At 72.6% G+C, this 13,240-nt stretch carries 14 protein-coding genes; 8 read left to right on the top strand and 6 right to left on the bottom strand.

The window, feature by feature from the left end; translation table 11 throughout:
* Positions 1–173 precede the first annotated feature (173 nt).
* Entirely contained in the window at positions 174–713 is a 540-nt protein-coding gene (locus ABEE00_RS20335) for a heme-binding beta-barrel domain-containing protein (RefSeq protein ID WP_345746997.1), read from the bottom strand.
* Between the two features lie 223 nt (positions 714–936).
* Between ABEE00_RS20335 and ABEE00_RS20330 the strand changes: the two genes are divergently transcribed.
* Positions 937–2,178, top strand: coding sequence for a cytochrome P450 family protein (locus ABEE00_RS20330; RefSeq protein WP_345746996.1), 1,242 nt, complete (start codon positions 937–939; stop codon positions 2,176–2,178).
* Between the two features lie 89 nt (positions 2,179–2,267).
* Here the strand turns inward: ABEE00_RS20330 and ABEE00_RS20325 are convergent, their stop codons facing one another.
* Entirely contained in the window at positions 2,268–2,738 is a 471-nt protein-coding gene (locus ABEE00_RS20325) for a MarR family winged helix-turn-helix transcriptional regulator (RefSeq protein ID WP_345746995.1), read from the bottom strand.
* 278 nt (positions 2,739–3,016) lie between these two features.
* Between ABEE00_RS20325 and ABEE00_RS20320 the strand changes: the two genes are divergently transcribed.
* From ABEE00_RS20320 to ABEE00_RS20305, 4 genes are all read left to right on the top strand, one after another.
* Positions 3,017–4,318 (top strand): cytochrome P450, encoded by a 1,302-nt coding sequence (locus ABEE00_RS20320; RefSeq protein WP_345747064.1) that lies wholly within the window; start codon positions 3,017–3,019, stop codon positions 4,316–4,318.
* Positions 4,319–4,415: 97 nt separating this feature from the next.
* A complete protein-coding gene (locus ABEE00_RS20315; protein ID WP_345747063.1) occupies positions 4,416–4,616 on the top strand; it encodes a ferredoxin in 201 nt (66 codons plus the stop codon).
* Positions 4,617–4,636: 20 nt separating this feature from the next.
* A complete protein-coding gene (locus tag ABEE00_RS20310) occupies positions 4,637–5,230 on the top strand; it encodes a pyridoxamine 5'-phosphate oxidase family protein (RefSeq protein ID WP_345746994.1) in 594 nt (197 codons plus the stop codon).
* Positions 5,231–5,351: 121 nt separating this feature from the next.
* Positions 5,352–6,500: an NAD(P)/FAD-dependent oxidoreductase gene (locus ABEE00_RS20305; protein ID WP_345746993.1), complete on the top strand. Its 1,149-nt coding sequence runs from the start codon at positions 5,352–5,354 to the stop codon at positions 6,498–6,500.
* An 89-nt stretch (positions 6,501–6,589) separates the two neighbouring features.
* On the opposite strand, the gene ABEE00_RS20300 is transcribed toward ABEE00_RS20305, so the two are convergent.
* Positions 6,590–6,811: a hypothetical protein gene (locus ABEE00_RS20300; RefSeq protein ID WP_345746992.1), complete on the bottom strand. Its 222-nt coding sequence runs from the start codon at positions 6,809–6,811 to the stop codon at positions 6,590–6,592.
* Positions 6,812–6,923: 112 nt separating this feature from the next.
* Between ABEE00_RS20300 and ABEE00_RS20295 the strand changes: the two genes are divergently transcribed.
* The gene (locus ABEE00_RS20295; RefSeq protein WP_345746991.1) at positions 6,924–7,766 is read left to right on the top strand and encodes a TetR/AcrR family transcriptional regulator; all 843 of its coding nucleotides are present in this window, start codon (positions 6,924–6,926) and stop codon (positions 7,764–7,766) included.
* A 90-nt stretch (positions 7,767–7,856) separates the two neighbouring features.
* Positions 7,857–8,501 carry a dihydrofolate reductase family protein gene (locus ABEE00_RS20290; protein WP_345746990.1) on the top strand — a complete coding sequence of 215 codons (645 nt, stop codon included), beginning with the start codon at positions 7,857–7,859 and terminating at the stop codon, positions 8,499–8,501.
* Between the two features lie 6 nt (positions 8,502–8,507).
* Here the strand turns inward: ABEE00_RS20290 and ABEE00_RS20285 are convergent, their stop codons facing one another.
* On the bottom strand, positions 8,508–9,170 hold the full coding sequence (locus ABEE00_RS20285) for a hypothetical protein (protein WP_345746989.1): 663 nt from the start codon (positions 9,168–9,170) through the stop codon (positions 8,508–8,510).
* A gap of 442 nt (positions 9,171–9,612) precedes the next feature.
* Between ABEE00_RS20285 and ABEE00_RS20280 the strand changes: the two genes are divergently transcribed.
* Positions 9,613–11,199: a M1 family metallopeptidase gene (locus ABEE00_RS20280; RefSeq protein WP_345746988.1), complete on the top strand. Its 1,587-nt coding sequence runs from the start codon at positions 9,613–9,615 to the stop codon at positions 11,197–11,199.
* A gap of 85 nt (positions 11,200–11,284) precedes the next feature.
* Here ABEE00_RS20280 and ABEE00_RS20275 read toward each other — a convergent pair whose 3' ends face one another.
* Together ABEE00_RS20275 and ABEE00_RS20270 are read right to left on the bottom strand one after the other, a co-directional pair.
* Entirely contained in the window at positions 11,285–12,499 is a 1,215-nt protein-coding gene (locus ABEE00_RS20275; protein ID WP_345746987.1) for an acyltransferase family protein, read from the bottom strand.
* Positions 12,500–12,521: 22 nt separating this feature from the next.
* On the bottom strand, positions 12,522–13,208 hold the full coding sequence (locus tag ABEE00_RS20270; RefSeq protein WP_345746986.1) for a TetR/AcrR family transcriptional regulator: 687 nt from the start codon (positions 13,206–13,208) through the stop codon (positions 12,522–12,524).
* Between the last annotated feature and the right edge of the window lie 32 nt (positions 13,209–13,240).

Here is a 13,240-nt window from a genome sequence, read left to right as displayed (position 1 = left end):
GCGGCGCTTCCAGCACGTCAACCAGCGCACTGCGTTCCGATTATGGAGATCTAGAATGCGCGCCGCGCAATTCCGGGCGGCGGTCGCGGTGCTGACCTAGGCCGGAATTGCGCGGCGCGTACGGTGGTTTGAGTTGCGGTTGAGGCCCGCGGAAAGGGAATTGCCGCGCGGGATTATTCCGTACGTTCGAGACGCGCCGCGAGATGGTGCTGCAACGGCTGCCCCACGGCGGCGAGTTCGTGCGCGAAGGTGAGGGTGTCGCCGTCGAGGGTGTAGAGGCGGCGGGTGGCGTCCACCCGTTTCGCCGTCCCGGTACGCGCCACCTCGCTGCTGGCCAGATCGACCACCTTGCCGTCCGCGTGGCCGGCCGCGAGCTCCGCGATGCCGGTGGGCTGGGTGATCAGCGCCTCGACCCGGCCCTCGGGCTGCATCCGCCACCAGCCGCTCTCGCGCGCGGAGGGGCGCAGCGGTTCGCCCTGCGCGTCGAGCAGCCAGGCGCGGGACTCGAAGTGCAGGAAGGGGCGGCCGTCGTGGCTGAAGACGACCTCCTGCGCATAGGTGAAGTCCTCTTCCAGCGTGGGGTATTCGCCGCTCCCCCGGCCGCGCCAGGTGCCCAGCAGACCGAGCACCGGAGCGAGCAGCGCGTGCGGCGCGGGCTCGGCCTCCGGCCGGCGGGCGTCGGGGAAGGGGTACGCGGCTGAGGGGTCGGACACGGTGCGCTCCTGGGTCGTCGCGGGAAACGGGAAGGCGACCAGGGTGTCACCTCCGCCCGGGCCAACCCGCGCCCACGCCGTCCGCGCCCGCCCGTGCCGCCGCCTCCCCCGCATGCCGCCTCATCGACAGCCCCGCCCCCGCGGCCTCAAGCTGAACCAGAACCGAACCCCGGCGGAACCACCACGCGCGCGGCACCCGACCCCGCCCCCTCCGGAGGCCCCCATGGACACGCCCGCCCCTCCCGCCCCGATACGCCTCGACGCGACGGCGGCCGACCTGCACGGCGAGGCCGCACGGCTGCGGGCCCTGGGCCCCGTCGTACGCGTCGAGCTGCCCGACCGCGTACCGGCCTGGGCCGTCACCGGCTACTTGGAGCTGCGCGAACTCCTCGCCGACCCGCGCGTGTCCAAGGACGCGCGGCACTGGCGCGACCTGGCCGAGGGCGCCGTGCCCGAGGGCTGGCCCCTGATCGACTTCGTCGCCAACCCCGGCATGAACACCTCCGACGGCGACGACCACAGGAGGCTGCGCGCGCTGGTCACCCAGGCGTTCACCCCGCGGCGCATCGCGGCGATGCGGCCGGAGGTCGAGGCGGTCACCGCGGGTCTGCTCGACGCCCTCGCCGCCCGGGCCTCGGGCCCCGAGGGGCGGGTGGATCTGCGGCAGCACTTCGCGTACCCGCTGCCGATGCGGGTGATCGGCGGGCTGCTGGGCGTGCCCGAGGAGCGGCACGCCGAGTTCCGCGCGCTCTCGCAGAGCCTGGTCGACAGCGGCACCACAGCGGAGGAGGGCCTGAGCACCCGTACGCGTCTGCTGGGCCTGCTCACCGACCTCGTACGGGAGAGGCGCGCGCATCCCGGCGACGACCTGGCGAGCGCACTCGTCACGGCGCGCGAGGACGGGGACCGGCTCTCCGAGGAGGAACTGCTGGGCACGCTGGTCGAGTTGATGGTCGCCGGGCACGGCACCACGCTCAACCTGATCACCAACGCGGTGCGCGCCCTCCTCGCACGCCCCGGCCAACTGGCGGCGGCCATGTCCGGCGCGCTCCCGTGGAGTGCGGTGATCGAGGAGACGCTGCGCTGGGACTCGCCGGTGGCGCACTTCCCGCTGCGATACGCGACCGAGGACATCGAGCTGGGCGGCGTGACGATACGCGAGGGCGACGCGATCCTCGCCTCGTACGCGGCGACCGGCCGTGACGGCGGGCAGTTCGGTCCCGGGGCCGGGGAGTTCGACGCCGCGCGAGGCCCCATACGGCATCTGGCCTTCGGCCACGGCGCCCACTACTGCATCGGCGCCGCGCTGGCCAGGCTCGAAGCGGAGGTCGCGCTGCCCGCGCTCTTCGCCCGCTTCCCCGCACTGACCCTCGGAGTGCCGGAGGAGCGCCTGGTGCCGCTCCGCTCCCTGGTCAGCAACAGCGTCGCGGAGCTGCCCGTCGTGCTCACGGGCGCGCAACGGTGAACCGGCGGCGACGCGCGGGCGGTTGAGGGCCGCGGGCAGTCGAGGGGCGGCTCAGCGCTGAATCGTGTCGGCTGCCTCATGGGGCGACATCACGCGCCGCCTCGGCGCGGCCAGGGGCGCCCCGTGCGCTCCTCGATGTCCGTGTTGAACTGCTGCAGATCCTCGATGAACCGCTTCAGCCGCTCGGCCGGCCAGTCGCGGAAGACGTCGGCCAGTCCGCTGACCACCGCGTCGCGGTCCTCGCGCAGGCGCTTGAGTCCCTCGTCGGTGATGCGGAACTTGCGCGCGATGCTCCCGTTCGGGTCCAGGGTTCGCTCCACCAGGCCCTCCCGCAGCAGCGCCCCGGTCTGCCGGGTGAAGGTGGACGGGGCGAGCCCGAAGGCGTCCACGAGATCGGGGATGGACATCGCCCCCTCGGCCTCCAGGCGGCTGAGCAGCACATACGCGCTGCGGTCCAGGGCGCCGCCGCTGCGCACCCGGCGCGGCGAGGTCATCTCCATGTGCCGCGTGAGGATGAGCAGTTCACGCTCGATGCGGCCGCCCGCCCGCCGTGCGTCCACGCCGCCTCCTCCGGTTCGCGATGCCTCGTACGTGGCTACTGCGCCACACCCTATGCGCGCGTACGCAGCGGTTCCGCACCCTCACGCGCTCCTCCGCACACGCCCCGCACACCCCCGTACGCCCCCGTGCTCCGCGGCGCCCGGCGGCTCACCCGATCGTGCATCGTGCACCTCTCGTGCATCATGCACTGCACATGTACGGTGCACAGTACGAGCGCTCGCGCGGGCCCACCTCCCGCGCCCACACCCCGCCGCCCCACCTCGTACTGGAGGAACCCATGAGCGAGCAGGTCGCACGCCTCCCGCTGGCCACCGAAGGGCCGCTCGAACCGCCCGCGGAATGGGAGCGGTTCCGGCGCGAGTGCCCCGTCGCGCACGTCGGGCTGCCCAGCGGGGACAGCGCCGTCTACCTGACCCGCTACGAGCACGTGAAGAGCCTGCTGGCCGACCCGCGCTTCGTGCGGCCCACCGCCGAGGACGGCGCGGCGCGCATCGCGCCCGAGGGCGTCGGAGGCGCCGCGGCCACCGGGAACACCACCTACCGGACGCCCGACAGGGGCGAGCCGCACCGGCGGTGGCGCCGCCGGGTCGGCCGGTACTTCACCGCCAAGCGCATGGCCGCGCTGCGCCCCGGCATGGAGCGCACAGCCAACGAACTGATCGACGCCATGGTCCGCGAGGGCGCGCCGGCCGATCTGCGCGCGCACCTCGGGTTCCCGCTGCCGGTCTACATCATCTGCGATCTGCTGGGCGTGCCGGCCGAGGACCGCGACCGGTTCTCGCACTGGTCGGACGCGTTCTTGAGCGTGACCCGCTACACCGCGGAGGAGATCGGGGCGGCGCAGGCGGAGTTCGTCGCGTACATGGACGCGCACATCCGCGCCAAGCGCGAGGCCCCGGCCGACGACCTGCTCAGCACGCTGATCACGGACGCCGGGGACGGCTCGTACGGAGAAGGCCCGTACGGAGACGGCTCGTACGGAGACAGCTCGTACGGCGAAGGCCCGCACGGCCCGCGCGGCGAAGAGGAAGCGGAACAGGGGCTGAGCGACGACGAGTTGCTGGCCACCGGGATGGGGCTGCTCGTCGCGGGCCACGAGACCACCGCCAACATGATCGGCAAGATGGTCTGCATGCTGCTCGGCGACCGCACGCGCTGGGAACGGCTGCTCGCCGACCCCTCGCTGGTGCGCACCGCCGTCGAGGAGTCGCTGCGCTTCGACGCCAACCTCGGCTTCGGCATCCGCCGCTTCATCACCGAGGACATCGAGATCGACGGGCAGTTGGTGCCCGAGGGCAGCACGGTGGTGTGCAGCATGCCGGCGGCCAACCGCGACGAGTCGGCCTTCGCCGGCGCCGACGACATGGACCTGGACCGCTCCCCCAACCCGCACCTGACCTTCGGGGCCGGCCCGCACTCCTGCCTCGGGCAGGCGCTCGCCCGCACCGAGCTCCAGGTCGTACTGGAGACCCTGCTCAAGCGGCTCCCCACCCTGCGCCTCGCGGTGCCGGCCGCGGAGCTCGAGAAGACGGAGGGCCTGCTGGTCGGCGGGCTGCGCACGGTCCCCGTCACCTGGTGAGCCCCCGAGAAATCCCCACCCCCTACGAGAGGCGAAGCCCATGCCCGCGAACACGAACGCGGACACGAACACGAACATGAACACGAACGCGAACACCCTGAACATCAGCGTCGACGAGGAAAAGTGCTGCGGCGCGGGACAGTGCGTGCTGGTCGCGCCCGAGGTCTTCGACCAGCGCGAGGAGGACGGCATCGTGCTGCTGCTCGCGCAGAGCCCCGCCCGCGACACCCACGAGGCGGTGCGGGAGGCGGCGGCCGTCTGCCCGACCGGTGCGATCACCCTGGACGAGAAGGGCTGATCGCACCTCATAATCGGACGATGGGGAAGAGCTATGAGCGAATAGAGGGAAGGCTGCGGCGCTTCATCGAGGCGCAGCACATCTTCTTCACCGCGACCGCGCCGCTGGACGGCGACGGCACCGTGAACCTTTCACCGAAGGGTCTGAACGGCTCGTTCGCCGTGATCGACGAACACACCGTGGCCTACCTCGACTTCGCGGGCAGCAACGCCGAGACCATCGCCCACCTGCGGGAGAACGGCCGCATCACGCTGATGTGGTGCGCCTTCGAGGGACCGCCCAACATCGTGCGCGTACACGGCAGCGGAGAGCCGGTCTTCCGCGACGACGCGCGCTGGCCATCGCTGATGGCACACTTCCCGGGCATCGACCCGGCGCTCAACGGCCTGCGCGCGATCATCGTGGTGACCGCCGAGAAGATCCGCGACACCTGCGGGTACGCGGTCCCCTTCATGACCTACGAGGAGGACCGCCCGCTGCACACCTCGCGGTTCGCGCGCGAGACGGACGAGTCGCTCGACATGTACTTCCAGAAGAAGGACCACGTCGCGACCAGCATCGACGGCCTGCCCGGGCTCCCGCTGCCCCTGCCGCCGCTGCCGCCGACCGGCTAGCCGCGCGGCCGCTCCCTTCCTGGCTCACGTGGCGCGCATGTCACGGCCGGCATGTCACGGACCGAACCCGCCACTCCGTCCCCTCCGGGAGATCGCTGCAAACGAGCGGAGGGAGAGGGAGATGACCGTGCACGTCCTCGTCCTGGGAGCGGGCTATTCGGGGCTGGTCGCGGCCAAGCTGATCGCGCGGCGGCCGGGGACCCGGGTCACGCTGGTGAACGCCGGGGACCGGTTCGTGGAACGGGTGCGGCTGCACCAGGTCGCCGCCGGGCAGCCCGTACGGCAGCGGACCGTCGCCGAGCTGCTGGCCGGCGATCCCGTGGAGTTCGTCGTCGGCCGGGTCGAGAGGATCGACGCCGAGGGGCGCAAGGCCGAGCTCGCCGACGGGACGCGGCTCGGCTACGACGTACTGGTCTACGCGCTGGGCAGCGCGGCCGCTACGCACGCCGTGCCGGGCGCGGCGGAACACGCGTACGCGGTGGCCACGGCGGAGGATGCGCGCCGGCTGCGCGCACGGCTGGCTGAGGGCGGCGGCAGCAGCGTCGCGGTCGTCGGCGGCGGCCTCACCGGCATCGAGGCGGCCGCCGAACTGGCCGAGTCCCGGCCGGATGTGACCGTACGTCTCCTCCCCGGCGGCACGCTGGGCGCCGGCCTCTCGGCGCGCGGCCGACGGCACCTACGGCGCGTGTTCGCGCGCCTCGGGGTAGAGGTCAGGGACGGCGTACGGGTCACCGAGGTCGGCCCCTCGGGAGCGCTGCTGGACGACGGGACGCGGCTCGACGCCGACACCGTGGTGTGGGCGGCCGGTTTCCGGGTGCCCGAGCTGGCGCGGACCGCGGGCTTCGCGGTGGACGGGCACGGGCGCATGGTGGTCGACGCGGCCCTGCGGTCGGTGTCGCATCCGGAGGTGTACGCGATCGGCGACGCGGCGGCCGCGCGCCGCCCCGACGGCCAGGAGCTGCGCATGGCATGCGCGACGGGCCTGCCGGCCGCGGCGCACGTGGCCCGTTCCCTGGACGACCGCCTCGCCGGCCGGCCCGCGCGCGGGCTGCGCTTCCGCTACCTGAACCAGTGCATCAGCCTGGGGCGGCGCGACGCGCTGGTGCAGTACGTGCGCGCCGACGACAGCCCGGTGGAGTACGTCCTGACCGGCCGCTTGGCCGTCCTCTACAAGGAGACGATCGTCCGCGGCGCCCTGACGGCCCAACGCCACCCCGGCCTGGTCAACCTGACGCCGGGAGGGCGGAGTTCGCGCCCGGCGGAGGACTAGGGCCTGCCCTGACCCGTACACAGCCGTCTTCCTCGCGGCATCGGACTATGGCGTCGGCATGCGCATAGCCTCGGCGAGCTCCCGTCGCCCTACTTGCGGCGTCCGAGTGCCTTTGCCTGGTCGTGGGACCAGCCCGTGAGGAGGACGGCGAGTGTCGTGAGGGCCGCGTACAGGAGGAGGGTCGGGGTGAAGCCCAGGGCCAGCGGGGCGAGCAGGCCCCCGTCGTGGTGGTCGATCAGGATGCGGATCAGCGACTGGCCGAAGGTCACCACGGCGGCGGCGCCGATGATCTGCAGGACGTCGTACTTCACTGCTCCCCCTCGCAACGTTACGTGTGTACCTCCAGAGAAGCGCGCCAACGGGCGTTCCCGCCAGCTCGGATGACCCTTTTCGTCACACTCGTTTCCGGGCTACCGTGCAGGAGTGCGTGACGAAAAGGGAGCCGGCTGCCGGATGTGCGGGGCGGCGACGGCGGTGGCGGGGCGCGGGCGTCCCGCTCGGTACTGCTCGCGGAGTTGCCAGGCGCGGGCGTACCGGCGCCGCAAGCAGCCCCCTCCCCCGGCGCCCCCGCCCACCACGTCGCCCACCGCGCCGCACGCGCCGGCCGGGCGGCCGATCACGGAGGTGCGGGAGCGCAAGCGGCGGCTGATCGCGGAGGCGGTCTGGCGCATCGCCGCCGAGGACGGGCTGGGCGCGGCGAGCATGCGCCGGATCGCCGCGGAGGCCGGGCTGTCGCTGCGTACGGTCCAGTACCACTTCCCCGGCAAGCACGCGCTGCTCATCGACGCGCTGCACCTGCTGCACGCGGAGAACGAGCGGATCGCCGCGGCGCGCATCGCGCCGCGGCCGGGGGACCCGGGCGCGGTGGTACGGGCGGTGCTGGAGGAGTTCCTGCCGGTGGACGCGCAACGGGACTTCGCGCTGCGGGTGTTCGCCGCGTACTACGCGTGCAGCCTCACCGATCCGGAGCTCGCCGCGGTCTTCCTGGCGGCCGAGGACCCGCTGGAACGGCTCGTCGCCGACCTCGTCGGCGCGGCCCAGGCCGAGGGGAGCGTGCCGCCGGACGTCGTACCGCGGTACGAGGCCGACCTGCTGGTGTCGGGCGCGACCGGTCTCGGCGTGGACATCCTGCACGGGCGCCGCACGCCGGCGGACGCGCGGGCGGTGCTGGACTACCACCTCGCGCGGATCTTCCCGGCGCGGGACCGGACACGTCCCGAGGCGGCATCCGGGGAGACATCCACGGAGGCATCCGGCGAGCGATGAGTGGGAGCGATGAGTATTCCTCGCTCCCCCGGTCACCCCTTATGACACGGGCCGGCACCCGGGGCTCGGCCCGCTCATCGGGAGGACACCATGAGGAAGATCATCGCGGGGCTATTCATCGCGCTCGACGGCGTGGTGGAGGCGCCCGACCAGTGGCACTTCCCGTACTTCAACGACGAGATGGGCGAGGCCGTGGGCGCGACGCTCGGCCAGGCGGACACGCTCCTTCTCGGGCGCAAGACGTACGACAGCTTCGCGGGGGCGTGGCCGGACCGCGAGGCGGCGGGGGGCGAGGACGCCGGGTTCGCCAAGACGCTGGGCGACGCGCGCAAGATCGTGGTCTCGCGCCAGAGGCTGGAGTTCACCTGGCGCAACTCCGAGCAGCTCGCGGGCGACGACCTGGTGGGGGCCGTGACCGCGCTCAAGAACGAGCCGGGCGGCCTCATCGCCATGAGCGGTTCGGTCTCCGTCGTACGCCAGCTCCTGTCCGCCGGCCTGCTGGACGAGCTGCACCTGCTGGTGCATCCGATCGCCGTGCGCAGCGGCATGCGCCTCTTCGAGGACGCCCACACACCCCTCCCCCTGAAGCTCATCGCCTCCGAGACCTTCAGCACGGGAGTCCTGAACCTCGTCTACGGCCCGGCCGAGCCGACGGCGGACGCCGGGAACGACGGCGCGGAGTACGAGGCGGGGTACGAGGAGGCCAAGGGACACCTGCCGCGCGACGAACGCTGAGCACCCTCACCGGGCCCCTCGCGAAGCACCCCCGTTCCGCTCGGGGCGCAGCAGCACCTCGCTGCCGACGGGCGTGAACCCGCAGGCGAGGAAGGCGCGCAGGGAGCGGGCGTTGCCCGGCGAGACGGCGGCGAAGACCGGTTCGCCCTCCGGGACGAGGGACAGCGCGTCGGCGATGAGCGACCGCCCACGGCCCCGGGTGCCGTCCTCGGCGCGGTGGAGCTCGACGCTCAGCTCGCGCCGCCCGGCGAGGCCGTCGGCCAGGATGACGAGGCCCCGTTCGTCGCCGTGGACCCGGACGCCGGTCCGCAGCCACCGGGCGTGGCGGACCCGTGCGTGGCCGTCCGCCCCGCTCAGCTCCGCCAGGCGCGGAGCACCGCCGGTACCGCGCGCCGTCAACGTCGCGTCGATGACGCCGATCCAGCCCTTGGGTCCGGCGAGGTGGCGCAGGAAGTCCGGGGCGAGCGAACCGCCGAAGCCGTCGGGGTTCCGCGCGTACACGGCCCGCCCAGGCATGGCGGTGGCGACGACGGCGTGCCCGGTGAAGGCGACGGAGCACTCCAACTCCCGTGGCAGGGGCGGCAGGAGCGTCACCCGGCCGTCGGCCGCCGGAAAGCGCCCGTCGGCGGCGTCCAGGAAGAAGGCGAGCAGCGGGTGCGCTTCACGCACGGTTGGCCACCAGTGAGTTGAGGACAGGGAGCACGCGCATCACCTTCCAGCGCACGGAGGGATGCACACCCCGGTCCGGCTCAGACGGAAGATGCCCAACGCCTCAGCATGCGCCTCGACTTCGAGGACGTGGCCCTGCCCCGGCCACCCCTTCTGCCTCTACCAGGACGGCAGCACCGCAGACAGCCAGCCCACGCTCGCCCCGCGTACCTCTCGGGGACCACGCGTGGTCAGTCTCCGGGCTTACGGGGTTGTCATGCTCCGGTCTGACGGTGGGGCGCGAGATGTGCCTCCCGAAGGGGACGTGCCGGTTCCCCTCCGCTGCATAGCCTCTGTGGCGCAGGAGGCAGGCCGGTCCCGGCGCAGGCCCCCTGCCAGGGAAGCACCCCCCACGCACCGTCTCCGTACCGGCGTCCCGGGCGGGGAGGAAGGAGCCCCCACCATGCCCTCCACACCGCCCCGGTCCGTGACGAAGAGAGCGTCGGTCGCGAGCCTCGCGCTGCTCGTGCCGCTCGCGGCCACCGGCTGTTCCGTGGCCGACGCCGGACCGGTGCGCACCGAGGGCGCCAAGGGAGGCGCGGCGGCGAATCCGGCGAAGGCGCGCCCCGGCGCCGACAAGGCCGGCGACCGCCTCTTCCCCGGCCTGGGGAACGGCGGCTACGACGCCCGGAGTTACGACGTCCACTTCGACTACCGCTCCGGCACGCACCGGATGCCGGCCCGCGTCGTGATGAACGCCCGCGCCACGCAGGACCTGTCCAGGTTCAGCCTCGACTCGGCGGCAAAGGACATCAAGAAGGTCACCGTCAACGGCCACCCCGCGCGCTTCCAGAAGAAGGACAAGAAGGAGAAGCTGTACGTCACACCCGCGAAGCCGGTGTCGAACGGCAGCACGTTCAACGTCAGGATCGATTACACAGCCGACCGTTCGCACGACCCGGTCTCGCCCGCGTACAAGCTGCCCCCGGGCACGAAGTGGCCGGTCAAGAGCTGGATCAACACCAAGGACGGATTCGCCCTCATGGGGCAGCCCGACCGCGCGCACCTCTTCTACCCCTCCAACGACGTGCCGGGCGACAAGGCCCGCGTGACCTTCGACGTCACCGTGCCGCGCGGCACGAAGGCCGTGGCCAACGGCGATCTGATACGGCATAGGCAACTCACCGGCAGCCGCGACCAGTTCACGTACGCCAGCCGCTCGGAGATCCCCACGCACGTGTCGCAGCTCGCGGTGGGCAGGTTCCGCGCCGTCGACCAGAAGGGCCCGCACGGTCTGCCCATCCGCTCGTGGGTGCCGGAGAAGCAGTACGCCAAGACCGTCGCGAACGCGAAGCGCACCGCCGGCCACGTCGCCTGGCTGGAGAAGAAGCTCGACCAGCCCTACCCCTTCAGCCGGTACGGGGTCCTCGGCGTCGACAGCGACTACGACGGCGTGGCGCTGGAGACCGCGACCCTCTCCAGCTACTCGGCGCACGCCCTGACGGTCGACCCGAAGAAGCTCACCCCGATCATGGTCCACGAGCTCACGCACCAGTGGTTCGGCGACGCCGTCTCGGTGGGCAGGTGGGACGACATGTGGATCAGCGAGGGCCACGCGACCTACTACCAGATGCTCTACTCCTCCTCCCACGGCGGCCAGAAGCTCGACGCCGCCATGAAGAAGCAGTACGAGGCGGACGCGGACCAGCGCGCCTCGGGCGGGCCGCCGGCCAAGCTGAAGCGGGCGGCGAGCCTGCTCTTCAACACGGACATGCCCGGCGCGCTGATGCTGTACGGCCTGCACCACAAGGTCGGCGACGAGACCTTCCAGCAGATCGAGAGCACCTTCTACCGCACCTACAAGGGCCGTTCGGCCGGCACACAGGACTACATCGACATCGCCAACCGCGTCTCGGGCAAGGACCTCACCCCGTACTTCAAGAGCTGGCTGTACGGGAAGACCACGCCGCCCATGCCGGGGCACCCCGACTGGAAGTCGGGCAAGGCGGGCAAGCCCGGCAAGCAGGAGGGCGTGGGCACGGCCGGCTAGAGCGCTTCTCGCACCCCCGTCCCCATCCCCACAAGGACCGGGCGCGCCGCACTTCGTGGCGCGCCCGGTCCTTGTGCGGCGCGCCCTACAACACCCGCGACACCCCGGGTATGCGGCGTACCGCACCCGCCAACGCCCAGCACAGAGGCAGCGCCAGGGCCGCGACCAGCGCGAACTTGGCCAGGGCCGGGGCCTGGAGCCACCGCAGCGCGAGGGCGAGGCCCACCAGGAGCGGGGCGTGGACGAGGTAGACGGCGAAGGCGTTGCGGGAGAGGCAGGCGGCCAGCCTGCCCTGCCGGTTGAGGCGTTCGCGGAACAGCACGGTGAGCCCGCACACCGTCCCGATCGCGAACGCCGCCTCCCAGCAGGCCGTCGCGGCAGAGCCCCAGCCGCCGGGCCGGAACAGTTCCTCACCCGGGACCGTGAGCACGAGGGGCACGTACGCGAGGGTGGCGACGGCGGCGGCCGCGAAGCCCAGCCGCCCGGCCCGGCGGGAGAGCGTGTGCGCCCAGCCGCGCCGCCAGGCCAGCACGCCCACGGCGAAGAAACCCGCGTACTGCGGCAGGAAGTCGGGCGTGGGCAGCCCCAGCACGGGCACGTACGTGCCGGTCGGGCACACGGTCCGCCACGCGTACGTGACCGCCGCCAGACCCGCGCCGAACGCGAGCACGGGAAGGGCCCCGAGCCGCGCCGGACCGCCGTACGCGGCAGCGCCCGCTCCCCCGCGCCGCCTCCGTACCAGCACATACACGAGTATGAACACGAGCAGCACCTCGACGAACCACAGCGGCCCCGGGTCCCAGCTGAGCACGTAGAACAGCCCGTACGAGAGGCCGTGCCCCTGCTCGGCCGCCGCCTCCCGGGCCGCGGGGAACGCGGTGACGTTGGCCAGCGGGCGCAGCAGGAGCAGGAACGCGAGCAGCGGGATGCCGAGCCGCACGAGCCGGTCGCGCACGAAGGGCCGCGGCCCCTTCCTCGCGTACGAGGCCGGGGTGAAGAACCCGGCGATGAGGAAGAAGAAGCCCATGAAGAACGCCTGGTCGGCCATGACGAGCAGGTCGAGCGCGCCGCCCGAGGCGTCCTTGGCGGGCTCGGTGTAGTACCAGGCGGGGATGTTGCCGTACGTGACGGCCGTGTGGTGCAGGACGACCAGCGCGGTCAGGGCGATGCGCAGGTTGTCGATGTAGTGCAGGCGGCGGCCGGTGCCGGTGCTGGGCTGTGGGGCCGCGGCCGGTGTGGCGGGTGCGGTGGGTGCGGTTGTTGGGCCGTCGGGTACGCCGGTGCGGGCGTCCTGCGCCATGTGGTCTCCCCCGTGTGGATGGTCATTGCGTTCGGTCGGGCGCCGCCGTCGCGTGGACGTACAGGTCGGCCAGCTCGCGGGCGTGCGCGGCGAGGTCGTGCTCCGGGTACGCGCTCCAGTAGCCGAACATCGCGTCGATCGACGCCTGGAGGCTGACGGCCATCACGCGGGTGTCGAACGGGCGGAAGGCGCCGCTCTCCTGGCCCGCGCGGAACACCTCCTCCAGCCGTTGGTAGAGAGGTTCGCTGGTCACGGCCCCATAGCGCGGCTCGCCCTCGCTCGTGCGGTGGTTGGTGAAGATCTCACCGAGCGCGCGGAGTTCGGTGCGGTGATCCTGCATGTAGGCGGCGACCGCGGTGACGTACACCCGGATCCACCGGGCCGTTCCCGGCTCCGCCTCCTGCTGGAGCCGGGCGCCGACGTGCTCGCCGATCCGCTCGTAGACCTGCTCCACGAGGCGTTCGATCAGCTCGCCCTTGCCCGCGAAGTGGTACGAGATGACGCCCTTGCTCACCCCGGCGCGCTCGGCGATCTGCGCCAGCGAGGCCCTCGCGTACCCCCGTGCCGCGAGGACCTCGACCGCGGCCTCCACGATCTGGGCACGCCGCGCCCGCTCGATGAACGAACGCCGCCCGCCCCTGCCGGACTTCGCCTCCGCCTGGCCCTCCGTGCGTGGCGGCTGACCGCCCGGCTCGTTTTCTGACCGCATGGCCAAGAATTGAACCATGCGGCCAGGAGGGG

It is taken from the genome of Streptomyces odontomachicola, assembly GCF_039605595.1.
GTDB lineage: Bacteria > Actinomycetota > Actinomycetes > Streptomycetales > Streptomycetaceae > Streptomyces.
This window is presented reverse-complemented; position numbering and strand designations above follow the sequence as displayed.

Bases quoted from the DNA above. Each gene is read 5' to 3' on its own strand.
- ABEE00_RS20270 (WP_345746986.1), bottom strand. From the start codon at position 13,208: ATGCGGTCAGAAAACGAGCCGGGCGGTCAGCCGCCACGCACGGAGGGC.
- ABEE00_RS20320 (WP_345747064.1), top strand. From the start codon at position 3,017: ATGAGCGAGCAGGTCGCACGCCTCCCGCTGGCCACCGAAGGGCCGCTC.
- ABEE00_RS20330 (WP_345746996.1), top strand. From the start codon at position 937: ATGGACACGCCCGCCCCTCCCGCCCCGATACGCCTCGACGCGACGGCG.
- ABEE00_RS20305 (WP_345746993.1), top strand. From the start codon at position 5,352: ATGACCGTGCACGTCCTCGTCCTGGGAGCGGGCTATTCGGGGCTGGTC.
- ABEE00_RS20280 (WP_345746988.1), top strand. From the start codon at position 9,613: ATGCCCTCCACACCGCCCCGGTCCGTGACGAAGAGAGCGTCGGTCGCG.
- ABEE00_RS20275 (WP_345746987.1), bottom strand. From the start codon at position 12,499: ATGGCGCAGGACGCCCGCACCGGCGTACCCGACGGCCCAACAACCGCA.
- ABEE00_RS20310 (WP_345746994.1), top strand. From the start codon at position 4,637: ATGGGGAAGAGCTATGAGCGAATAGAGGGAAGGCTGCGGCGCTTCATC.
- ABEE00_RS20290 (WP_345746990.1), top strand. From the start codon at position 7,857: ATGAGGAAGATCATCGCGGGGCTATTCATCGCGCTCGACGGCGTGGTG.